The following is a 23,011-nucleotide window of genomic DNA, read 5'->3' as shown; positions in this document are numbered from 1 at the left end:
TTTCTTTCAATTCTACCGGTTGATGCTGGCCCCGTTGCGGAAGGCTTACGTCGAGCGCTTCTGGGACGGCGTGGCGATCGCCGCGGAGCGGGGCGCCGGCGCGGCGCGTTTACACCGGCAACGGACAGACCTATGCGCTTCAGGTACTCTACTATGTCATAGCGCTCTATTTCCTCGCGATCGAGTTTCCCAAGTGGTGAAGCCGGTGATGAGCAGCATCTTCAAAGAGAAGGAAGGAAAGAAGATGAGAAACGCTTTCTTGATAGTTGCCTTGGTCGGAATCGTCGCCTCGGGCTGCACGGCAACTGAAAGAGGTGCCGGTATCGGTGCCGCTACCGGCGCGGTGGTCGGCGGCGCCATCACGAACGACGTGCGGGGGGCCGCAGTGGGCGCAGCCATCGGTGGCGTTTCCGGCGCTGTAATCGGAAACGTCGCCGGCCGTCCCGGCCAGTGCTACTACCGTGACCGCAACGGCCGCCGCTACGTCGCCGCCTGCCCGCGGTAGTCGATAGCTTTTCTGTCGCAGGCGTGTCGGCCCGGTTTGCTTTTTCAGCCTCGCCGATACGATCTCCGGCGGTTCGGGCCAGGCATTGATGGATCGGCCGGCGGAAAAGCCGGCGAAGGAAATGTGCTTCCGCGCGCAATCAAATGCGGAGGAAAGAACGCCGTGCCGCGCCGCATGTCGGCACGCCGGCGATGAATGGAAACTAATTTTGAAGGAGAGTTTCTTGCGCAGAGCATTTATCGCATCCCTGCTTGCGGTCCTCGCCGCGACTCCGCCGGTGCTGGCGCCGGTCCCGGCCGAGGCAGTGACGGTCAACATCCAGATCGGCACCAACATCAGCGGTGGCCGCTCGATTTCCTGCCAGGAGGGCAGCCGGCGGCTACGCAGCCGGGGGTTCCGTGATGTGCGGGCGATCGATTGCCGCGGCCGTTTCTTCGTCTATCGCGCATGGCGTGGCGGCAGCCGCTTCGAGATCGCGATCAACCGCCACACCGGCCGCGTCGTCGACATGCGCCGGCTGCGGCGATAGCGTCGCAATCTGAACTGCGGCTTACGGAGCGGGGTCCGATGTCGCTCCATGTGCCGCCTTGGAGCTTGTTGCGACGAAGGATGCGGGAGCGGCGGAATTTTCGTCGTCACCCGACAGCAGCACGGCGATCCAGCGTGTGGTCTCCACCCGCCGGCCATACTCGATGAGGCAGATGAGGATCGGCACGCCGATAAAGGCGCCCGGAAGGCCCCACATGAAGCTCCAGAAGAAGACCGCGAAGATCACCGCAAAGGGTGAGATCGCGAGCGAGGCTCCCGTCAGCCGCGGCTCGAAATAGCTGCCGATGATGAACTGGATGACGTTCAACCCGACGAACACCATGATCGCCGACTGCCAGGTGTCGAACTGCGCGATGGCAAACAGTGTCGGGAAGGCCGTTGCGATGAAGGGCCCGAGGAAGGGAATATAGTTGAGCGCAAAGGCGATCGCGCCCCAGGCTGCGGCCAGTTCCAACCCGACGAAGCTTGCAAAGATCCAGACCACAAGCCCGGTCAGCACGCTTGCAAACGTCCGCACTGCCATGAACCGCCTGAGCTTCGCAGCGATCGTCAGATTGGCGTCGAGTATCAGCGTGCCCTGCGGCTGAACGCTCGGCAGCATCAGCCGCCGCTTGAAATCGTCGACCTCGAGAAGGCCGAGCAGGACGGAGATGAAGATGACGAGCGTAAGCCCGGCAAAGCTGTTCATGCGGCCGGCAACGCCTTGCAGCATGCTCACCAGCCACCCGACGTTGAACTGCTCCGCAAGCGGGCCGGCGATCGCGATACCATGTTCTTCGAGCCAATTCGTCCAGTCCAGGTAGATGGTCTGGAAGCGGCTGGCGTTGAGAAACAGCCAGTGCCCGAGAACGCTCATGCCCCAGGCAATCGAGGATGCCACCGCAACGACGACCAGTATGGTGACGATCAGGGTAATCAGAAGTGCGAGCATGCGCGGCATGAACCGCTGCAGCATTGCCTGCAGCGGCCACACCAGTGCAATCACCAGGATCGAAAATGTCAGCGGTACGAAGACCGCATGTGCGACGTATAGAAGTGCCAGCACGAGTATGCCGGCGACCACCAGCGTTGCCATGCGTCCGTCTTCGATTTTCATCATGCGCGATCCCCGTCGAACGCGGCCGTTGCCGGTGCGGCCAAGTCAACCTTAAGCGGGGTTGGTCGCGGACTGCAATGCGTCGCGCAGGACCTTTTCCTTGGTTTCGTCCAGCGAGCTCTGCAGGACTTCGCCGCCATAACCGGAAATTTCCTTGAGCACCTTGTCGGCCGTCATTTCGCGGACCAGCACGAAAAGCGCAGCACTCCCGGGTGTCAGCTTCGCCGCCAGCTGCTTCATGAAATCGTCGTTGATCCCGACATCGGTCAGCGCGCCCCCGACTGCACCCGATGCGGCGCCGACCGCGACCCCGAGCAGGGGATTGAGGAAGATGACGCCCACGAGCAGACCCCAGAAGCTGCCGGACAGCGCCCCTGCGGCCGTCGTGTGCAGCATCTGGTTCAGCCGGACCTTGCCGTTGTCGTCGCGCGTGGCGATCACCGCGTCGGCCAGCGTAATCAAGTATTCCTTCTGCAGGTCGATCAGGCGCTGGCGAACTTCCTCCGCCTTGGCTTCGGTCGGATAGACGATGGCGATCAGGTCGGACATGACAACTCCTGGCGATGGATTTCGCGTTGATTCGCGCGGACGATAGCCTGCCGGTTTCGGGTTTGAACTAGCATCCAGTCCCGAAGTTAGGCACGCAGTCTCTTTCTGCGAACGCGTCGTCAGGGTCGCGCCGGTCGGCTGTTACTCGACGTAGTAGCGCGTGTAGTTCTTGCGGAACTTCTCCGAGCCGCCGCTGTCGCCGTAGGCCGGCAACTGCTCCATGTCGGTCTTGTTCAGAACGACGCCCAGAACCTTAGAGTTGATGTCTATCTCGGCCTCGAGGATGTCGCGTACCAACCTTGACGGCGTCTTGCCCCATTCGAGAACGAGGATGAAGCCGTCGGCATGTTGGGCAAAGGCCTTGGCGTCGACGACCGGTCCGAAAGGGGCGAGATCGACGATGGTGTAGTCAAACGTCTTGCGCGCGTTTTCCATCAACGTGCCCATGCCGGGAGAGGCGAAGATCTCGTTGGTATAATGGAACTGTTCGGTTGCCCCGTCCGGTACGTTCGGCAGGATCGCAAGCCGGGTCTGCTGGTCGATCTTGATCGCGGAGGCCCATGGCACGTCACCCAGCACCGCTTCTACCAGGCCCGCCTTGGGGGCCGGCTTCAGCATGCGGCTGAGGCTCGGATTGCGCAGGTCGGCATCGACCAGCAGGGTGCGCTTGCCCGCCGAAGCGAGCAGCAGCGCGAAGTTCGCTGCAAACGTCGTGTTACCCTCGCCTGGGGCGGCCGAGATAATTCCGATGACCTTGTTCGGCCGCTTCTGCAAAAGCATCTCGCAGGCCAGTTTGGCGTTTCGAAGCGTTTCGGCGAAGGTCGATTGCGGCGCATCGCGCACGATGCGGGTCATCTGTTCCAGTGGCATCGGCTCGTCCGATTCGACGTCTTCGCGCCGTTTCCGTCTGAACAGCCTGCCGAAAGGCGAACGCTGCCCTGCTGTCTTGCGCCCGATGAGCGGCAGATAGCCGAGCGAGCGATGTCTGAGCTGGGACCGGACATCGCTCTCCAGCCGCAGACCGCGTTCCCGCATCTCCTGCACGAAGGCGAAGGCGCCGCCCGCCATCATGCCGAGGACGGCAGAAAGCGCCAGGATCATCGTCTTCTTCGGGCTCGAGGGCGAGACCGGCAGGCCGGCTTCGGAGATCACGCGCGCCTTGGCGATCGGGAACGAGCGCTGCTGGCTCGCCTGCTCATAGCGGTTCAGGTAGGATTCGTAGACCGCCTTGAGCGTCGTTGCCTTCTGCTCCAGTTCGCGCAACTTGACTTGCGCTTCGTTGGCGTCGGAGTTGCGGCCGGCCACGCGGTCGATGCTGTCGCGTAACGACTGCTCGCGTGAACGTGCGACCTCGTATTCGTTGCGGTAGGTCGCCGTCATCTGCTGCAATTCGCGAAAGATCTGCCGGGAGAGATCGAGCTTCTCGGCACGCAGGGCGACGGCCTGCGGATGGTCCGCGCCGAAGTTCTGCGTCACGTCCTGCTCTCGCTTGCTGACGGCGCCATAGCGGCTTCTCAACTCCTGTATGGCGGAGTTGTCGATTTCCTTGGCGGTCAAGACGGAATTTTCGACGGCCTTTTCCGGGCCGGTCTGGATGATCGAATTCAGCTGGTCGTAGCGCGCGGACGCACTCGCTGCGTCCGCCTGGGCGATGATGAGCTGGCTGTTGAGGTCGGCAAGCTGCTGCTCCGACATCAGTGCGCCGCGCGTGGAGGTGAGATTGTTGTCGCGCTTGTAGGTCTCGACTTCCATGGCGGCGGTCTGGGCGCGCTTGCCGAGGTCGTCGATGCGCTCCTGCAGCCATTCGGAGGCCCGTTCGGAAGCCTCGAAGTTTGCGCTCAACTGGTCGGACAGATAGGCGTCGGCATAGGTGCGGGCGACGAGGGCCGACAGTCGCGGATCGGGCGAAGTAAAGGCGATCGAGACGACCGAGGAGCGCGAGACGCGCTCGACCCTGAGCGACTGCTGCAGCATGGCGGCAGCCTTCTGGCGCCGGGCATTGGCCAAGTCGTCTTCGGATACACGCGCCCCCTTGGCGAAGACGCCGCTGACCGCAGCAACCCATCCCTTGACGGTTGCCATGAGAGAGCGTGGCGGGTTGGTCAGCAGCTCATTGTCGGAGAGATCGGCCTGATCCACGACACGCAGCGCGAGCTTTCCGGATTTGAGGATCTCGACGGTGCTGGCGATGCGGGTGTCGAGCTGCTGGCCGGTCTGGGCCGAACTTTCCTGCTCCTCGGCATAGCGCGACAGGCTGTCGTCGATCAGCACCTGGGTCATCGAGGTATAGAGCGGCGTGGCGAACGCCAGATAGGCCGCCCCGCAGAGGATCGCCGCAATCGTGAAGAACACCAGTGTCTTATACCGCCGCTGGATCGCCGAGAAGAGGCGGTCGAGGTCGATGAAGGCATCGGAGCTGTCGATCGTGTGCGGCAGCGACCTGCTGAGCGGTAAACTTCTCTGGTTCATGAAAACCTCGCTGTTCCCGGATAGGGAAACCTGTCCTGGCTTCATGCCGGGACAGGTCGTTGGCGGGACATGCCCGGGACGGGCGGGGCCCATCTTATGCGGCCTGAATGCGGCTCTCGTGGGTCAGCACCATGTGTCTGACCGATTCGAACACCATCCCGCCGATGTCGGGACGCGAAAGGGCGAGGGCGACATTCGCCTCGATAAAGCCCTGTTTCGAACCGCAGTCGAAGGTCTGGCCTTCATAGGGATGGGCGTGGAAGCGCTGGTTCTTCGACAGGTGCAGCATGCTGTCGGTCAGCTGGATCTCGTTGCCGGCGCCACGCTCCTGGCGGGCGAGCAGGTCGAAGATCTCCGGCTGCAGGATGTAGCGCCCGTTCAGGAAGTAGTTGGAGGGCGCCTCGCCGGCACGCGGCTTTTCCACCATCCCCGTCACCTCGAAGCCATGTGGAACCGCATCGCCCTTGCCGACGATGCCGTATTTGTAGGTCTCCTCGGGCGGGCATTGCTCCACGCCCACCACGTTGCCGCCGGCGAAATTGTAGAGATCGATCAGGCCGGCCATGCAGCCGCGGGGGCCATGGCAGATCATATCAGGCAGAAGCAGGGCGAACGGCTCGTTGCCGATCAGGTCGCGCGCACACCACACGGCGTGGCCGAGGCCGAGCGGGGCCTGCTGGCGGGTGAAGCTGACGGTGCCGGCTGCCGGCAGCATCGCCTCGAGTTCTGAAACCTGCGCCGTCTTGCCGGAGCGCGACAAGGAGGAGATCAGTTCCGGCGCGTCGTCGAAGTGGTCCTGAATTGCCTGCTTGTTGCGGCCGGTCACGAACACGATGTGCTCGATACCCGCCTCGCGCGCTTCGTCCAGCGCGTACTGAACGACGGGCCGGTCGACCACCGTCAGCATCTCTTTCGGCATGGCCTTGGTGGCGGGAAGGAAGCGGGTGCCGTTTCCTGCGACAGGAATGACGGCTTTGCGCACGCGTCTGATTGGGTCCATGGCGCTATCCTTTGCTGGTATGAGGGCGTTTGCCCGGGGATCTGTCAGATTGTTTGATCGCGCGCGCCGGGCGTCCGATGAGCCGGCGCAGGCGTGCCTCGATCGGCATGCGCAGGTGGCGCACCGCTGCCGGATCGCTGATCGCTGTTCGCAAGGCCCGCAGCAGCGCGCCGCGTTTGAGATGCTCGACGAGATCGAGGAAGGAGCGGGCTTCGCGAAGGCTGTGCGTGCGCACACGCTGGGCGGCCTGCGCGGCAGAATCCAGGCGGTTGTCCATGAGGAAGCGCTGGTCGGAGACGAGCATCGCCTCGACATGGTCCTTTCTGAGGACGCGCGATATCGAGCCGTCACGCACATTGTATATGTAGCCTGCGGTCGGCTCGACCACGCACCGGCCGCCGCGGGCGAGCGCGGACGCCAGGAGGATGTAGTCCTCGCCGATCCTTAGCGTTTCGTCGAAACGAAGCGCATGTTGCTGCAGGAAGCCGCGCAGGAACACCGGCTTCATGTAGCCGTAGTTGTGTTCCGACCGGAAGAGCGCGTTCGAGGCGATAAACGCCGGCAGCGTCAGCTGGCTTTGCCGCGCGAGGTCGGATTCCGAGAACATGCGCTGGCGCGATCCGTCCCCGGAAACCACGTCCAGATTGTCGACCACGATCTGGGCATCGGCCTTTTCCGCCCGCGCGATCATGCGGGCGAGCCGGTCGGGTTCGACGGTATCGTCTGAATCAAGGATCGCGATCCATCGTCCACGTGCGGCCTCGAGGCCCGCATTGCGCGCGCCGCCGGGCCCTGTGTTCCGCTCCAGCGCAATCAGCGTCAGCCGCGTATCGGCGAGGTCCCCCACGACCTCCCGCGTATCGTCTGAAGAGGCATCGTCGACGACGACGACTTCGATCGAGACGTGCCGCTGGGCAAGCGCGCTCTCGATCGCATGCCGGATCGTCCCGGCCGAGTTGTAGGCGGCGATGACGAAGGTGACGTCGGGCGGTTCGATCATCGGCTTTGTACCTCGGCCAACCCGTATTGTTCGATCTCGCGCACCCCGGCGAGGCCGCTGATGACGCCCGCGTGCAGAACGGCGCGCAGCCGATAGCTGTTGCTGCGCGAAGGCGAGAATACCGTGATCGCACTTGCGGCCGCGCAGACGACGAACTTGGCGCCGGCAAGGCCGACCTGAACGATCCGCCTTGCGCCTTGTGCGCGTCCGGCGATCAGTCGACCATGGGTCTGTCCCATCCGGTAGCGTCGCTTCGCGAGCCAGCCGAACGTCGCGCGGCCGGCCGTCACGGGCTCGAACACCCACGCCTCCGCCGCGAATTCGATACGGGCGCCGGCCTGCTTTGCGAGCGTGAAGAATTCCGTGTCCTCGCCGCCGGTCTTCCCGAGAGAAAGGCTGAAGCGTCGTCCTGCAAGAGCGGCAGACGTGAGCCGCATCAGCACGTTGCAGGTATAGCCCGTCTTGATCTCGCCGCCGACCCACACGGGGCGGGTCGAGTGAATGTCTGCCCGCCGCATCCATTGCGGCGCAGGCGTTGCGTAGGTTGCCTGGACCGGGCCGAGAACGACATCGGCGCCGGTTTCGCTCATGCGTTCCGTCAGGCGGACAAGCCATTCGGGCGCAGCGATCTCGTCGTCGTCGATGAATGCCACAAGCTCGCCGCGGCTGTGGTCCAGGCAGGCGTTGCGGGCAATCGAAATGTTTGCCGCAGGGCAATGCACGTAGTCGATGGCGAAGGGAAGCTCCGAACGGAGTGCGTCGACCAGGTCCGAAGCGCTCGGCACGCCGTCGTTGTCGGCGATGATGATGCGGACAGAGCAGTTCTCCGGCACCTCGATTGCGGCAAGTGAACGCAACGTCTGCTCCAGCGCCGGGCGGCGGAAGGTGCAGACCGCGATGTCGATCAGGGTGAAGGGCAGCGTTTCCACGCGGGTGGCCGTCATGGGGTCACCCGTGCTTGGCCGAAGGTCGCGGCCGACCGCCGGCGCGGGGAGAGCAATTCGCGCCAGAAGCCGGCAGACCATGCGAAATGCATGATCATCGCGGAGACCGCTGCGAGCGGGCCGTAGGGATTGCGCTGTCCGACGGCCATCCACACGCCATAGCCCAGGCAGGCCGCAGCCCAGAAGACGAAGGGGATTGCGGCGGCCCAGTTGATCACGGCGAGAAGCGCCCCGGCGGCGACCGGGGCGACGCTCAACGGGATCATCTGGCGCAGGCTCGGCCAGGAGCGATGTTTGAGCAGGTTGCGGGCCCGGCCGCGGCCATAGGCGAAATACTGACGAAACAGGGGACCCGCGCTGGCACGCGGGTAGTAGACCATGTTGGTCCTGTCCGTCATCCAGATGCGATAGCCCGCGGCATTGAGCCGGAAGTCGAGTTCCGCATCCTCGTTGTGGCTGAAGTCCTCGTCGTAGCCGCCGACCGCGCGGAATGCCGCAATACGCATCAGCGCATGGTGGCCATGGTCGGCCCAATGGCTCTTGGAGCCAACCCGATGCCGGGCGCCGCCATTGCCGAGCTTGGAATTCTGTGCGTAGGCGGTCGCCTTCTGGAAGGCGCCTGTTCCGACGGTCTCCATCGCGACGACCACGGAATCGGCGCCGGTCGCGGTCGCCTCGGCCACGAGCGTCTCGCAATAGTCTTCCGGATAGTCGCCATGGGCGTCGATGCGGATGAGGTAGTCGTACTGGTCGCCGAAGGCGGCGACTGCAAGGTTGATCCCCGCGCTCTGGATCCGCTTCGGATTGTCCAGAAGCGCGATGTCGTCGCGCAACGCCGCGATGTTGTGGACGATCTCGCGGGTGCCGTCCGTGCTGCCGCCGTCAACAACGACGAGGACTGCATCCAGCGTTTCGATGGCGCGGCCGAGCCGGCCGATCAGAGGGCCGATGTGGCGGGCTTCGTTCAGGCAGGGGATGACGATCAGGCAGCGTGCGGACTTCGGCGTTTCACCTGTCATTAAGTTCCATCTCCATGGTTGCGGCCGCCACCTGCGCGGGATTGCGGGAGGCTGTTTCAGGGGCGTTGGCTATCGCCGAAAGGCGGTTGACGAGCTCGATGCAATCTCTGCGCCGGAAGGTCCATTGCTTCGCGCCCTGGTCGGCGATGCGGGTCGCCGCATCGACATAGCGCGTGTGGTCGATGCCGGAGAACAGCGCGACAAGCGCGTCGACGGAGGCCTGCTGCAGAACGAAACCGATGTCCCTGCCGCCGATGAAGCGGGCGGTTTCGGTCCCGGCGATCGCGATCGGGACGGCGCCGTAGCGGCAGCCCTCGTACATCCGGTTCGGCAGGAGCCAGGCGGAGTTCTGCCCTTCCTCGAAAAAGTCGATCGCCCAGCAGAACTGGACTTCGCCGTAGATTTCGGCGAGGTCCTCCGGATTGCGATAGGCGCCGCGAAAGCTCATGAACGGTTCGCCCCGCATGAAGCTGTCGAAGTCCTTGAGTTCCGTGTAGGCAGGGCGGCCCCGGACGACGATCTCGACCTTGCCTTCCATCGCCCGCGAGAACCGGGACAGAAGATCGAGCGACTTGCGGCACCGCAGCGCGCCGAACCAGCCGATCTTCCAGGGTTGGCTTTCCGTTGGCGGGCGGGGCGCGGGGACGACGGGATTTTCGTCGTCCAGCTCCAGAACCTTGTTTTCCAGGAGCATCACGGGTGCGTCGAGACCCGAGAGCGGCTGGAAGTAGTTTTCAACATAGGCCGGCGAACTGGTGATCAGCAGGCTGACCTCGCTTCCCAGCCTGCGTTCGGCTGCGCGCAGCGCACGGCCGCCGATATCGTTTCGAAGAAGCAGGCGATGGATATCGAGGCATTCGTAGACGACCGGAATGTCGTCGCCGAAGAGAGCCACCGCGCGCCGGGCGACTGCGAGCATTTCAAGATTGCGGGCAATGACGAGGTCGGGCCGCACGACGCCGCGCATCGAAGTGCCGAGGTTCATGCAGGCGCGCGCCACGGCGCCGGCGCGCTGCAGGAAGCGTGCGTCCTCGGTCGTTCCCAGTTCTATCGCCGTGACGCCGTTCATGGCCGCGGCCGCCTGTTCGCCACGGCGGAAACCCGCCAGCGTCACCGATGCATTGCCGGTCTGCAACGCCAGGACCCGGCGTCTAATGGCCGGGTCGGAGAGGTCATGCGCGAGATAGAGAATACGCAGCATTCAGTTTTCCCGTTCTCCTGCCCGCTTTTGCGGGCGCTTGTCGATAGGCGGAAGTGCAGGTCCAGGCCGGGAGGGCTTCCCCGGCCCGTCGTCAATTCAGAAGGCAGACCACGGAATCGGCGAACTGGCAGGCGTCGCCCTCTGCGGTGAAGGCGATGCGGTCGATCTGCATCGAGGTCGGCGCCTTGTAGGCGAAGGTGCCCATCCAGTCGCTCAGCGTGTCGGTGCCCCAGAGGCTTGCGAAGATCTTCTGGGCGTTGCTGGGCAGCTTCTCGGTATCTGTGACCTCGTGAACGAGCTTGCCGTTGACATAGTAGCGAAGCCGCTCCTTCTCCCAGATGAAGGCGTAGTCGTTGAAGCCGTTGTTGGCGCCGCCAGGGACGTCTGCCAGCTTCTCGTTGCCACCCTTGGCCGCGACATACTGGTTCAGCTGCACCTTGGCGGGGTTCTTCCCCAGGACTTCGAAGTCGATCTCGTCATGCGGCTTCTTGTCGGTCGGGCCGATGAACGTAAAAAACGCGGAATTGAGGCCGGTCCCGTCTGCGGTCTTCATCCGCACCTCGTAGGCGCCGTATCCGAAACGCTTGCGGGTTTGCACCTCGCCGCAGGCATAGTCACGTTCGCCGAGCGGCTTCTTTTCGAACGTCAGGTTCAGGATGCCTTCGGAAACGCTGACCTGGCCCTTCGACCATGTGCAGTTCTGGTGCCCGCCATTGTTCCAGCCGTCGGAGACGTACCAGAAGCCGGTGTCGAGCTTGTCGAAGTTGTCGACGAAGGAGGCGCCGGTGGCACCTTCCTGGGCCAGGGCGGCCTGGGCGGAGAGCGCTGTAGCGAAAGCGGCGGCGAGCGCTGCAAAAAGGGGTCGTTTCGTCATGGTCGGTCGCATCCTTTCACCGTCGAGTGGTCGAGTAGCGGACGTCATGGTGGGCACTGGCGCCCGTGGCGGAAGCCGTGCGCGACAGGCTGGTGCGGCCCGCGCGACTGCCGGTCAGGAGGGCGTGAAGGGTTGGAAAGGATCGCTGGGCAATGGCGTGGGAGATGACCAGGATCGCGATCGTCAAAAGGGGCGCCGTGAAATAGAAGACGGCGAAATGATCTATGCCGACCCGGTTCCACGCCATCCAGAACCCCACCAGAAGCGGATAGTGGGCGCAGAAGATCCAGAAGCTCAGGCCACCGCCCTTCGATAGCTCCGCCCCCAGCCGTGTACGCAGCAGAAGCTCGGAGAGCGCCCATGCGCCGACAATGCCCGAGAGTGCGGTGAGGGCGCGCAGCATGTCCAGCCAGGCCGGGAATTCCGGGCCGATCGCGTAGAGCGCGATGGAGAGGAGCAGGGCTGCTGCCAGTACCGCTGCGACGATCCGGCCGGCATTGCGATCGATCGCGCTCGTATCGACGCGGTGCAGTGCGACGGCAATTCCCGTGCTGAAACCGAAGAGGATCGATTTCTTCAAGAAAATCCCGTTCGGAACCGGCAGAACCGCATAGGCGAGAAAAGCGACCAGCGTTAAGCGCGGATAGCGCATCACCAGCACCGCAAGCACCGGCGAGAGGATCAGGCACAGCAGCAGGTCGCGCAGGAAATATAGCGGCAGGTTGATCGGCCAACCTTCCAGCGCAAAGGCAAGCGTGGCGGCTTCGCGTGGCGTCGCATGCACGACGTCTGGCAGATAGCCGAAGCCGATGTTGTTCTGCTGTGCCAGAAAGACGAAGACCAGGAACGAGAGGTTCCAGAGCAGCAAGGGCACGAGGACCGTCGCCGCCTTCGTGCGCAGTGTTTTTCCGTAGCTGAAACCGTCGAGGCCGCGGCGAAACAGGAGATAGCCCGAAATGGCGCTCAGGCATGGGACACCGACCCGGAAGAGGCTGTCGCCGAGAAACACCCGCAGCCAGTCGATCAGGCCATTTTCACCCAGGAAGGGGCTATTGGCCGGATCGTAGGGCACATGTACGAACACGATCCCCGAAATGAGGACGATACGCATCAGATTGATCCGCGAAGAAACGCCCGCGTTCATTTCCACGATGTCAGCTACCCCTTGCATTGGTGCCGTTTCCGGCAGCCGTTTGGACAGAGCAGACTTGAGCCCGCATCGAAAATGGTAGGGCGGTTCGGGCGGAAAAATATGGCAGTGCAGCAAAAATCTGCGGGGCGACTGGTTGCACTGCACAATGACGAGGCCGAGGTCTCGGACCGTCCGGTTGCTATCACAAGGCCGTGAGCGGGAAAAAGCGCCGCTGGTCCCGCAAATTGCAGAAATTGCTCATAAACTCAGATACATACACGCTTCAAGTGTATCGCGGTGCGAGAATTTCTCTGAATTTCTGTTTCTAAACGCAGCATCCAAGCACAATTGTGAGCGCAAGGCCGCTCAATTGTGTCTGAAATGAGGCGGTGCGCCTGCTATTCGGCGGGGCTCGCCTCCGCCGCAGGGGACCGCTTCCTGGCAAGGTCCTTGAGCTTGCGCAGGAGCGGGCGCTCTGTTGCCAGGACAATCGCGCCGTAGATCAATCCGCCGATCACCGCCCCGATCGCGACCTGCAGGGCGGCGTGGGGCACCAGATCGCCGTAGCGTTCCAGCAGCAGGCGGACGGCGCCGGCCATGATCGCGGCGGACAGCATCGGGCGGCAGCAGATCAGGAAGCCACGGACGAACGGCGTCCCGTCCGCCCGGAACACGACCAGCGAATAGCCGACGAGCACGACGACGTTCACCGCGCAAAGCCAGATCATCGCTTCGACAAGCGAGCCGTTGTAGGCGCCGAAGGCAACGGCTGCTGTCGTGATGAGCGCCCGCAGGATGGCCCACCAGAACAGCGTGCCGCCGCGGCCAACGCCCTTCAGATAGGGAATGAAGGTGCTGCAGGGTGTGAGGACGCCCTTCGACAGCGCAAGCAGGCCCAGCACCGGCCAGGCATAGGCCCATTGCTGGCCGAACAGCATCAGCATGGCCGGTTCGGCAAGCGCCCACAGGCCGAACATCATCGGTGCGAGCAGAACTGTGGTGACCTGCGTGCTGAGCATCAGCGCATTGGAGCGCCGGGCGCTGTCCTGCATCATGCTACTGAAGGCGGGGAACAGCACGCCCATCACGGCGGAAAGGACCACCTGGTTCGGGATGCTGGAAAAGCGGTTGGCCGCGGAATATGCGCCGGCGTCAGCCAGGCCGAGGAAGCGCGAGATGATCACCATCGGCGATTGGAAGCTGACGAAATTGGCGATCTCGGATCCCATCATGCTCAGGCTGAACCGTGTCAGCCCGATGACGCGGCGCACAGACATCTGCAGTCGCGGCACGTAGCGCGACACCGCAAAGAGACCGACAAGCCGGATGATGGCCGACAGGAACAGCTGCGCGATCAGCGACCAGATCCCGAATCCGGCCAATGCCAGCACAACCGCCGCCAGTGCGCCGGCCGATTCGGAAACCATGTTCCAGAACGCGTCCTTGCCGAACTGCATGCGCCGTGCGAGCAAGGCATAGGCGACGTCGCCGCCGAGCTGCAACGGAATGAGCACGCTCATCAATTGCACCAGGTAGGCTGCCTCCGAAGCGCCGAGCAGTGTCGCGATCGGTTCGGCCCAGACGAAGATGCCGATCGCCATGAGGCAGGAAATGGCGAGATTGGCCCAGAAAACGGAGTGGATCGTGCGCATGTCTTCGTCGCGCTGGATGATCAGCGCGGATGCAAGACCGGCCCCGCCGATCATGGCCAGGAACTGCACGACGGTCAGTGCGACGGCGACCGCACCGAATTCTTCAGGGGTAAGGATTCTTGCCAGAATCGGAACCGTGACAAATTTCAGCCCGAATGTGCTTGTCTTGGATAGGACGCTCCAACCGACGTTTCGCGTGACAGATTTCGCGTTGATTACAGTGGGCATGGCAGCGTCCCGAAGTTTGGAGGAGAGGGAAGTCGCTTATTTTTCAAGTCTTTGTTGAATGAATCGGCCTTTGGGAGGAAGCCGACCCACCTCTTTCTAGAGAAACCGAAAGGGCGAAATGATGGCGAAACTGACGGTCGCAATCCCTTACTACCAGAAGCAGGCAGGCATCCTGAGGCGCGCGCTCGCCTCTGTTTTCGAGCAGAGTTTCACGGATTTCGACATCATTGTTGTGGATGACCAGTCGCCTTTTTCCATCGATGAGGAACTGGCGCCGCTGCCCGCCGAACAGCGCACCCGCATCACCGTGATCCGGCAGAAGAATGCCGGACCCGGCGGCGCCCGCAACACCGCGCTTGACAACGTACCGGCGGAAACCGAATTCGTCGCCTTCCTTGATTCCGATGACGTGTGGACCCCGGACCACCTCAAGAACGCCTATGAAGGCATGACCGGTTTCGGCGCCGACTGCTACTGGGCATCGATCACCGGCGGCGACGCGTTCTACTACCATTTCGGCGTCGCCGATCTCGAAAAGACCGAGCGCGTCGAGCGGCTGCGGGATAAACCGCTTACCGTGGAATTGCCGGAACTCTCCAGCGTGATGCTGAAGAACTGGAGCTTTCTGCACCTGTCCTGCATGGTCATCGGCCGCAAACTTTTCGAGACGGTTCGCTTCGACGCGCGGCTGCGGCTGGCGGCCGAAGACGTGCTGTTCTTCTGTGATTGCGTCAAGGCGGCCGATCGCGTGATCCTGTGCGATGAGCCCGGTGCGGTGCGCGGCGAGGGGATCAACATCTTCCACGGCATCGACAACGACTCGCCGCAGTTCCTCAAGCAGCAGTTCAACACATGGATCGCGCTGGACATGCTCGAGGGGCGGTTCGCGCGTCGCTCGAGCGAGGCGGCGTCGATCCGTTCCTACAAGAGCACGGCACGGCGGCAGGCCCTGTGGAGCCAGGCGAAAAGGGTGCGCAGCCGCAAGCTGCCGCAACTCGATCTCCTCGCAAAATGGGTCTGGCGCGATCCGGTGCTGCTGCGCAGCGTCTTCGAACTGGCCGCCGGCAAGATCGCCCGCTGAGGCGCCCCGATCGGCCCGTTCTGGAAACAATTTTCTCAGGAGACTTGCATGAAGCCCTATTACTGGGAATCGCATCACGGCAATTTTGGAGACGACCTCAATCTCTGGCTTTGGGACTTCCTGCTGCCTGGCTTTCGCGACGTCCATCCCGACGTTCTGCTCGTCGGCGTAGGCACTGTCCTGAACAAGGTTCTGCTGCCCGAGGAGGGCCGCAAGCTCGTGATCGGCAGCGGCTTCGGCTATGGCAGCCTGCCGGACATGAGCGACGGCAAGCTTTGGGACATCCGCGCGGTTCGCGGACCGCTGACGGCGAAGAAGGTCGGGGTGGACGAGGCGCTCGGCATTGTCGATCCGGCGGTGATGGTGGCGGAGATGCCGGAATTCCGACATCTGCCCAAGGCCCACAAGAAGAGCTTCGTTCCGCACTGGGAATCGGCGATCGCCGGCCTCTGGCCGGAGGTCTGCGCGACGGTCGGGATCAACTACATCGACCCGCGCGGCGATGCGAAGGAGGTGATCGCCGAGATCGCACGCTCCGAAACGATCATTGCGGAATCCATGCACGGCGCGATCCTGGCCGATGCGTTTCGCGTGCCGTGGGTGGCGGTCTCCACCTCGCGCAACATCAACAGCTTCAAGTGGAACGACTGGGCCAATACGCTTGGCGTCTCCTATCGGCCGCGACACGTCCCGGTGTCGAGCCGGGCCGAGGCCATCCTGAAAGGCACGCGCTTCTGGGGCGTGGGTTTCGAAAACCCGCAGCCGGAAACAGCCCCGCAGCAGGACGCCTCGCCCGCGCCTGACGGCGAGTTGATGGTGCGCGAGCGCGAGCCGCGCAAGGCCGGGCTGCGCGGAGCGGCAAAGCAGATGCTCGCCGTCCCCTCCGCGCTGGCGCTCTGGCAGGCCGGTCGCGCCGAGCCGCAACTGAGCGCGGACACGGCTCTTGCCTCCCGCAAGGCCCGGTTCCGCGAGGTCCTGGACGGCGTTCGCCGGGACTATTTCTAGCCGCGCCTTGCCGAAGCCGGGGGAAGCTCCCAGTCGATGGGACGCTCCCGACGGGCCTGATCAACTCGGGTGCAGAGGCTTGCACGACCGCTGCCGCGCGGCCATGTTCTCATGGAGAGGCTTTCGACGATGGCAGCAGGTAACGGATCGTGCCGGTGCCCCCGAGTGCGGCCGGTTCCTCCGCCTTCCGGCGGAAGCGCGCGGTCTTGTCGAAGAATATGCCTCCGGCGATCGCGGGCACGGCTGTGGGATGCGTTGCGGCATAGAGGAACGCGCGGCCGATGCCTTGTTCCCTTTTGACGTCGAGGAAATGGCGCAACTCGTAGCGGGCGCGGATGTGTCGCTCGTGCCGGGCGATCAACGCTCGCTGGGCCGGCGACAGACCCGGCTCGGCCAGGATCGCGCGATCGGCCTCATAGAGGCGCCTCAGATCCTCCGTGCGATGGCTGCCGCTCAGCGAATTGCCGCGGACCACGGCGCCGTAGCCGCAGCTGTGGATGATCTTGTAGCGGGCCCCGTTCGTTAGCGCGCGCGCATAAAGGTCATAGTCCTCGCCAAGGCGCAGTCCTTCCTTGTAGCGCAGCGCAAACCTGTCGAGGAAATCCCGGCGGATCAACGGCTTGAGGAAACCGATCTCGCCGCGCCGCACGCCGCGGCGGGAAATGTTGCCCTCCACGAAGCCCTCCAGGTCGAGCAGCCGCGGCTGCGGCGCGATCTCGGTGATTTCGTAGCGTGCCTCTTCTGCGCGCGCCTCGTCGACGAAGGCGATGTTGTCGGCGATGAAATCCCAGTCGCGCTCCGCAAGCAGCCGCTCGAAGCGGCCGGGAAGCAGGAAGTCGTCGGCGTCCAGCACACCCAGCAGCGGCGAGCGGGAGACGGCGATGGCATGGTTTCGCGCAGCAGCCGGCCCCCGGTTCATGTCGAAGCGGTGCACGCTCAGGCGGGCGCTTCCGTCATCGGCGGCCCTGGCAGCTTCCCCGGTGGCGTCGGAGGAGCCGTCATCGACGACCACCACCTCGTTGGTCTCAGGCTGTTCCAGCGCCGAGGCGACCGCGCGCCCGATGGTCTGGGCGGCATTCTTCGCAGCGATGATGACGCACACTTCCCTGTTCATCGTCCAGTCGGCCTCCATTGCAGATCAAGCGCAGGGCGCTCGCCCCTATGGTGCAACGCAACATGGCGAGAAGATGAAGACCGGGTGTTTTGGGTGTGCGGGCAGAGCGTTGGCCCGTGCGGCCAGGGCAGCGTTCAGAAATTTGGGTGGCCGGGCTTGTTCAGCGAGGACACGGACAGGCCGGCACTGGTGCTGGGCTCGCCTGCCGCGACGGCGCGGATGGCTTCCTCCGTCTTGCGGCGCCGTTCGCGGGCTTCCTTCCACACCAGAAAGAGGACGCCGGCAAAGTAGCCCACCTGCAGAAGAACGGCGCAGATGAGCGTCTGGATGAGGGTCGCCGACAGCGAGCCGCCCAGCGCATAAGTCGCAATTGCGAAGACCAGCAGAGCGCCGATCATGCTGAAGAAGACGCGCGGACCATACATCGGCGCTAACTCGCAGTCCTGAAAGGGGATGAAAACGACATGTGTATGCGTACTCCTCCCGGCATCCGGCTCCTTGCCGTAACGAGAGTATATTCGTTGGATGCCGTCGGTTCAATTGTCAGCCGTGCGGCTGATACAGCGCGAGGCGAATTGCTGCAATTCAAGAGGTTGTGAGCGGTGCGGATGCAGCGCGGCGCGCGAGCTCTCGAATCGTAAGCCGCCACGTTTTCGCCCCAATTCGGCCGCGTTGCAGCGAATGCGGGAACAGCAATTTGACCTGCGCAGCTATTGGTAAGCACGACTGACCTATTCCGATCAACTTTTGTTACAACGATTTTCTGGCGAGAGGCGTCGATTGTGTGCAATGCAATATAATGTTGCGCCGCAGAATTCCATTTTGAGACAAATTATCATCATCGGATCCCCCGGCACTCAGCGTATTTCCTGGCCTTTTTGAAATATATCGCATTTATATCTGGCGCTGACGCGGTTTAACAAAACGTAAATGCATGCTTTTCTAGAGAAAAGACGGCGAAAACAGGCATGCATATATTCTGAATTACACTGTGTCGCTCGAAGGGATTATCTAATTTATATATTATAAGGTCCTTATATATCCCCGATTGGCATCTGGGCAAAAAGATTTCTCTTCCAAGACCAAATTCTGACCATACCATTCGCCTTGGATGTCCCTCGTCCAAGCAGACAAGACCTATCGCCAAAACGGAACGGAGCCCACTCTATGAAGTCCGCGACACGATCGGCCAGTTCGACGTTCATCAGCGTAGCCAAAACCGGCGCGCCCCCACTCGGGGGAATCTCCAAACGCGGTTTCGATGTTGCCACGGCGTTCGTGGCCTTGTTGTTCCTGAGCCCCATTTTCCTGCTGATCGCCGCGCTGGTGAAGCTGTCCGACGGCGGCAGCGTCTTCTACGGCCATCGCCGCGTCGGCCACAACGGCCGCGCCTTCCATTGCCTGAAGTTCCGCACCATGCGCCCCGATGGGGACCGCGTGCTCCAGGCCTACCTGCAATCCAATCCCGAGGCCTATGAGGAATGGCGGGCGACCCGCAAGCTCAAGTTCGATCCGCGCGTGACGACGGTCGGTGCCGTGTTGCGCAAGCTGAGCCTCGACGAACTGCCGCAGCTTGTGAACATCCTGCGCGGCGAGATGAGCATTGTCGGCCCGCGGCCGGTGGTGGAGGACGAGCTTGAGCTCTACGAAACTGCCGCCGGCTACTATCTCCAGACCCGCCCCGGTCTCACTGGGCTCTGGCAGGTCAGCGGTCGTAACGACGTCTCCTATTCGACGCGTATCGCCTTCGATACCGAATATGTCCGGACCTGGTCCCTGACCAAAGACGTGATCATCGTCGCACGGACCATTCCGGCGGTCTGCCTGTCGCGGGGCAGCTACTGATCGCGCCCAACCGTTACCCGGTCCGGGAGTTTGCGCTTCGTCTTTCGCCGTAGCGCAGCCATTCAGAAGAAACGGATGCTCAGCATGAGATCTGCAACGACGGCCGCTCGGCCGAATCGTATCCGGGACGCTGCAAGGCGTCTCGTCATCGCCAGCCTGCCGGCGGCCCTGCTTTTGCAGGCCGCGCCGGCCTGGGCGGATGAATACCGCCTCGACGTCCTCGACAAACTGCGCGTTCGCGTCGTCGAGTGGCAGACGGCGGAAGGCGCGGTGCGCGACTGGTCGGCGGTGAGCGGCGATTACGCCGTCGGCGCGTCTGGCACCATCTCCCTGCCGCTTGTCGGCGAACTGCCGGTGTCGGGAAAAACGACCGAGGAGGTGGCGGCGGAGATCGGCGCGCGCATGCAGAAGCTGTTCGCCCTGCGCGATCTGCCCTCCGCATCCGTGGAGCTGGCACAATATCGACCCATCTACGTGGCGGGCGAAGTGCAGACGCCGGGCGAGTATCCCTTCGCCCCCAACATGACCGTGCTCAAGGCCGTCAGCCTGGGCGGCGGCCTGCGTCGCGGTGATGCGGGCCAGCGTTTCGCCCGCGATTTCATCCGCGCCGACGGTGACACGGCGGTGCTCGTCGCTGAGCGCAACCGGCTTCTGACGCGTCGCGCGAGGCTTCAGGCGGAAATCGCCGAAAGCGACAGCATCAAGGTGCCCGAGGAGATGAAGGACATGCCCGAAACGGCAAGCCTGATCGAGAGCGAGACGGCGCTGATGGAATCGCGCGACCGGCGCCAGAAGGTGCAACTGACAGCGCTGGCGGACCTGAAGACCCTGTTGCAGAAGGAGATTAGCGCTCTCGAACAGAAATCGCAGACGCAGAACCGCCAGCTCGACCTCGTGGAGCAGGACCTGAAGAAGGTCGACAGCCTCGCCGAGAAGGGACTGACGATCAGTTCGCGCAAGCTGGCGCTGGAGCAGCGGGTCGCCGATCTGCAGGCCGCGCTCCTCGATATCGATACCGCTTCCCTCAAGGCGAAGCAGGATGCCACGAAGGCGAGCCAGGACGAGACCAACCTCGTCAACGACTGGGACGCGTCGCTGGCGCAGGAACTGCAGAACACCGAGAGCGAACTCGAGGCCGTCACGCTCAAGCTCGATACCAGCCGCAAGCTGATGTCGGAGGCTTTGCTGCAGTCGGCCGGTGCCGCTGCCACGAAGCAGAACCCGTCCGAAGCGGATGTCTCCTTCGTCATCGTCCGGCAGAAGGACGGTAATGCCGCCGAGATTGCGGCGACGGAAACGACGCAGGTTCTTCCTGGCGACGTGATCAAGGTGCGCTACAACGTGGCGATGCGATGAACGGCCGATGCGGATCGCAAAGGCCAACCTCGTAACGCCGGGTGAAAACCAGCTCTTCGGCATCGCAGCCGTGGCGCTGTCGCTGCTCGTCTTTGCCTATTCCGCGCGGTTCGGGCAGGTCTCGATCCTCGCCTATTACGGGCTCTGGCTGCCTCTGGTGCTCGTCGATTATCGCAGGGTGCTGGGCAACTACACCCGGTATCTCTGGATTTTCGGCTTCACCGTCTTTGCCTGCCTGTCGATGTTCTGGTCGGCGGCTCCCGGCCAGACGGCGCGCACGGGCATTCAGTATTTCACGCATGTCGTCTGCGCCCTGATTGCAATGCGGGTGCTGGATATTCGCACGCTTGCGCGCGGCGCTACTGCCGGTGTTGCGCTCGTGCTCGCCTACTCCTTTGCCTTCGGGGTCTATCACGCCGATCCACTCGACGGCACCGTCAGTTTCGTCGGTGCCTTTGCTTCGAAGAACCAGCTAGGCTTCTATGCTTCCCTGGGCGTCTACTTCGCCGTCGCGACGGTCATGATCCTGCGCGAGAAGGGCCTCTGGCGCCTTGGCGCTGCTGCCGTGTTCCTGTTGTCGGCCTATGCGCTCGCGGCCTCGCAGTCGGCGACCTCCGTGCTCACGACCGGGGCTGCGGTCGCATGCCTTCTCAGCCTTCGTCTCCTGCTCTGGCTTTCTCCCGACAACCGCCGGTCGCTGTTCATCGCAGCCGTCATCTTTCTTGTCATCGGTGGCGCCGCGTTCGTGTCGGCCGGCGGCTACGAGATGGTGCTGGCCGCATTCGGCAAGGACGCGACGCTGACCGGGCGCACCTATCTCTGGCAACAGGGCATGGCGGCTGCCGCAGACAGTCCCTGGCTTGGCGTCGGTTATCAGGCCTATTGGGTGCAGGGTTTCTCCGAAGCGGAACGGCTTTGGGAAGAGTTCTACATCGGCAGCCGCGCCGGCTTCCATTTCCACAACACGCCGATCGAGGCGATGGTGGAAACGGGCGGCATCGGGTTTGCGCTGCTTTTCATGGTTCTGATCGTTACGATCGCCGGCCATCTCCGGCGCTTTCTGGCTGGAGATGGCAGTGCCGACGCAGCGTTGCTGCTGGGGATCGCAATCCTGCTCGCCATGCGGTCCTTCTTCGAAATCGATATCATGAACCCCTATCACATCGGCTCGTTTCTGCTGTATTTCGCAGCCGGCAGGCTGACCGTACGCGCGCCGCAGAAGCGGATCGTCGTAGCGCCCATGCCGGTAGTGCGGCGCTTGCCGGTGACGTCGCTGGCGAAGGTGGGCTGGCGATGAAGACGCTCTACGGCATTCAGTATCTGCGGGCATTGGCGGCGATCGCAGTGGTCGTCTTCCATGCGGCCGAAAAGGCCGGCGGGAGCTTCGCGATCGGTGCGGCCGGCGTCGACGTCTTCTTCGTGATCAGCGGTTTCATCATGTGGGTGATCACGGCGCGACGGCCGGTGACGCCGGCGAGGTTTCTGGCCGATCGGGCCGTGCGGATCGTGCCGATCTACTGGCTGGCGACGTTGGCGATGGTCGCAGGTGGCCTCCTCGGGCTGTTTCCGAACCTCAAGCTGACGATTGCCCACGTGTTGGGTTCGCTGTTCTTCATTCCGATGCGCTCGCCGAGTTCGGGCGAAATCTGGCCCGTCCTGGTGCAGGGATGGACGCTGAACTACGAGATGTTCTTCTACGCAGTGTTTGCGCTCGCGCTGCTTCTGCCGCGGCGGAGCCAGCTGCCGGCGGTGGCGATCGTGATGGGGGCGCTGACGCTGGCAGGCGCCGTGCTGCCGTCCGACAATGCGCTGGCTGCGACTTACATGCGGCCGATCATCCTCGAATTCGTGGCCGGGATGATGCTGGGCCAGCTCTGGCTGTCGGGACGCGTGCCGGGAGCTGTGGTCGGCGGCGGGCTGGTGGCCCTCTCGCTTTCGGGCTTTGCGGCGATCGCGATCTTCCGGTTGCCCTTCGACGAATGGACCTGCGGCCCGCTGGCCGCTATGCTCGTGCTCGGAACCGTCAGCCTCGAGACACGGGGGCTGGTGCGCCCGATGGCCGTGCCGAGGCTTTGCGGCGATGCCTCCTATTCCATCTATCTTTGGCATACCTTCGTGATCTCGGTCGTGGCCAAGCTCGGCGAGCGGCTGGGAGTCTCACCGCTCACGACCCTGGTTGTCGCCTCCATCGCCGGCGTTGCCGGCGGCATCGTGGCCTATCGACTGCTGGAGCAACCTTTGCTGAACCTGCGCCGCCGGCCCGCTGTCCCCTCCGTGGCGCCGGCAGGCCCGGATGCCCTGTCAGGAGCGGGGCGAAGCCTCTAGCCGCAAGCGGTCTCGAAGCGCCAGGCTGCCGATGCCGCTTGCACGCCGCCAAGGCTTTCGGTGTCTT

The 23,011-nt window shown here is 63.4% G+C and carries 21 protein-coding genes; 8 read left to right on the top strand and 13 right to left on the bottom strand.

The genetic code is table 11. The features are described from left to right. Nucleotides 1–244 precede the first annotated feature (244 nt). Together CRO48_RS03415 and CRO48_RS03410 are read left to right on the top strand one after the other, a co-directional pair. On the top strand, nt 245–505 hold the full coding sequence (locus CRO48_RS03415; protein ID WP_176526641.1) for a YMGG-like glycine zipper-containing protein: 261 nt from the start codon (nt 245–247) through the stop codon (nt 503–505). A gap of 223 nt (nt 506–728) precedes the next feature. Next, complete coding sequence (locus tag CRO48_RS03410; protein WP_245423407.1) at nt 729–1,034, top strand: hypothetical protein; 306 nt, start codon at nt 729–731, stop codon at nt 1,032–1,034. Nucleotides 1,035–1,055: 21 nt separating this feature from the next. On the opposite strand, the gene CRO48_RS03405 is transcribed toward CRO48_RS03410, so the two are convergent. The 11 genes from CRO48_RS03405 to CRO48_RS03355 all read right to left on the bottom strand — a co-directional run bounded on the left by CRO48_RS03405 (nt 1,056) and on the right by CRO48_RS03355 (nt 14,218). After that, nucleotides 1,056–2,153: an AI-2E family transporter gene (locus CRO48_RS03405; RefSeq protein WP_097136342.1), complete on the bottom strand. Its 1,098-nt coding sequence runs from the start codon at nt 2,151–2,153 to the stop codon at nt 1,056–1,058. A 48-nt stretch (nt 2,154–2,201) separates the two neighbouring features. Continuing rightward, the gene (locus CRO48_RS03400; protein WP_097136340.1) at nt 2,202–2,699 is read right to left on the bottom strand and encodes a DUF1269 domain-containing protein; all 498 of its coding nucleotides are present in this window, start codon (nt 2,697–2,699) and stop codon (nt 2,202–2,204) included. A gap of 141 nt (nt 2,700–2,840) precedes the next feature. Beyond that, nucleotides 2,841–5,168 (bottom strand): polysaccharide biosynthesis tyrosine autokinase, encoded by a 2,328-nt coding sequence (locus CRO48_RS03395; RefSeq protein WP_097136339.1) that lies wholly within the window; start codon nt 5,166–5,168, stop codon nt 2,841–2,843. A 94-nt stretch (nt 5,169–5,262) separates the two neighbouring features. Then, on the bottom strand, nt 5,263–6,168 hold the full coding sequence (locus tag CRO48_RS03390; protein ID WP_097136338.1) for a UTP--glucose-1-phosphate uridylyltransferase: 906 nt from the start codon (nt 6,166–6,168) through the stop codon (nt 5,263–5,265). Between the two features lie 4 nt (nt 6,169–6,172). Further along, on the bottom strand, nt 6,173–7,168 hold the full coding sequence (locus tag CRO48_RS03385; protein ID WP_097136337.1) for a glycosyltransferase family 2 protein: 996 nt from the start codon (nt 7,166–7,168) through the stop codon (nt 6,173–6,175). Then, on the bottom strand, nt 7,165–8,112 hold the full coding sequence (locus CRO48_RS03380; protein WP_097136336.1) for a glycosyltransferase: 948 nt from the start codon (nt 8,110–8,112) through the stop codon (nt 7,165–7,167). Before CRO48_RS03380 ends, CRO48_RS03385 begins: the two co-directional genes overlap by 4 nt. Then, nucleotides 8,109–9,131, bottom strand: coding sequence for a glycosyltransferase family 2 protein (locus CRO48_RS03375; RefSeq protein WP_097136334.1), 1,023 nt, complete (start codon nt 9,129–9,131; stop codon nt 8,109–8,111). Before CRO48_RS03375 ends, CRO48_RS03380 begins: the two co-directional genes overlap by 4 nt. Next, nucleotides 9,121–10,332 carry a glycosyltransferase family protein gene (locus CRO48_RS03370; RefSeq protein ID WP_245423406.1) on the bottom strand — a complete coding sequence of 404 codons (1,212 nt, stop codon included), beginning with the start codon at nt 10,330–10,332 and terminating at the stop codon, nt 9,121–9,123. Before CRO48_RS03370 ends, CRO48_RS03375 begins: the two co-directional genes overlap by 11 nt. 91 nt (nt 10,333–10,423) lie before the next feature. Further along, nucleotides 10,424–11,218, bottom strand: coding sequence for an endo-1,3-1,4-beta-glycanase ExoK (gene exoK, locus CRO48_RS03365; protein ID WP_097136333.1), 795 nt, complete (start codon nt 11,216–11,218; stop codon nt 10,424–10,426). A gap of 4 nt (nt 11,219–11,222) precedes the next feature. Further along, nucleotides 11,223–12,350, bottom strand: a complete 1,128-nt coding sequence (locus CRO48_RS03360; RefSeq protein WP_097136740.1) for an acyltransferase family protein — start codon at nt 12,348–12,350, stop codon at nt 11,223–11,225. 386 nt (nt 12,351–12,736) lie between these two features. Further along, on the bottom strand, nt 12,737–14,218 hold the full coding sequence (locus tag CRO48_RS03355; protein ID WP_097136332.1) for a lipopolysaccharide biosynthesis protein: 1,482 nt from the start codon (nt 14,216–14,218) through the stop codon (nt 12,737–12,739). Nucleotides 14,219–14,339: 121 nt separating this feature from the next. Between CRO48_RS03355 and CRO48_RS03350 the strand changes: the two genes are divergently transcribed. Both CRO48_RS03350 and CRO48_RS03345 read left to right on the top strand, forming a co-directional pair. Beyond that, a complete protein-coding gene (locus CRO48_RS03350; RefSeq protein ID WP_097136738.1) occupies nt 14,340–15,299 on the top strand; it encodes a glycosyltransferase family 2 protein in 960 nt (319 codons plus the stop codon). Nucleotides 15,300–15,347: 48 nt separating this feature from the next. After that, nucleotides 15,348–16,304 (top strand): polysaccharide pyruvyl transferase family protein, encoded by a 957-nt coding sequence (locus tag CRO48_RS03345; protein WP_097136331.1) that lies wholly within the window; start codon nt 15,348–15,350, stop codon nt 16,302–16,304. Nucleotides 16,305–16,413: 109 nt separating this feature from the next. Here CRO48_RS03345 and CRO48_RS03340 read toward each other — a convergent pair whose 3' ends face one another. Beyond that, a complete protein-coding gene (locus CRO48_RS03340) occupies nt 16,414–17,418 on the bottom strand; it encodes a glycosyltransferase family 2 protein (RefSeq protein WP_097136736.1) in 1,005 nt (334 codons plus the stop codon). Nucleotides 17,419–17,552: 134 nt separating this feature from the next. Then, a complete protein-coding gene (locus CRO48_RS03335; RefSeq protein WP_097136330.1) occupies nt 17,553–17,843 on the bottom strand; it encodes an exopolysaccharide production repressor protein in 291 nt (96 codons plus the stop codon). Between the two features lie 742 nt (nt 17,844–18,585). Between CRO48_RS03335 and CRO48_RS03330 the strand changes: the two genes are divergently transcribed. The 4 genes from CRO48_RS03330 to CRO48_RS03315 all read left to right on the top strand — a co-directional run bounded on the left by CRO48_RS03330 (nt 18,586) and on the right by CRO48_RS03315 (nt 22,944). Further along, entirely contained in the window at nt 18,586–19,263 is a 678-nt protein-coding gene (locus CRO48_RS03330) for a sugar transferase (protein ID WP_097136328.1), read from the top strand. Nucleotides 19,264–19,347: 84 nt separating this feature from the next. After that, on the top strand, nt 19,348–20,619 hold the full coding sequence (locus tag CRO48_RS03325; RefSeq protein WP_245423404.1) for a polysaccharide biosynthesis/export family protein: 1,272 nt from the start codon (nt 19,348–19,350) through the stop codon (nt 20,617–20,619). 7 nt (nt 20,620–20,626) lie between these two features. Further along, on the top strand, nt 20,627–21,916 hold the full coding sequence (locus tag CRO48_RS03320) for an O-antigen ligase family protein (protein ID WP_097136326.1): 1,290 nt from the start codon (nt 20,627–20,629) through the stop codon (nt 21,914–21,916). After that, a complete protein-coding gene (locus CRO48_RS03315) occupies nt 21,913–22,944 on the top strand; it encodes an acyltransferase family protein (RefSeq protein WP_097136325.1) in 1,032 nt (343 codons plus the stop codon). Before CRO48_RS03320 ends, CRO48_RS03315 begins: the two co-directional genes overlap by 4 nt. Nucleotides 22,945–23,011 lie beyond the last annotated feature (67 nt).

Origin of the sequence: Rhizobium subbaraonis (genome assembly GCF_900220975.1) — a bacterium.
GTDB lineage: Bacteria > Pseudomonadota > Alphaproteobacteria > Rhizobiales > Rhizobiaceae > Mycoplana > Mycoplana subbaraonis.
This window is presented reverse-complemented; position numbering and strand designations above follow the sequence as displayed.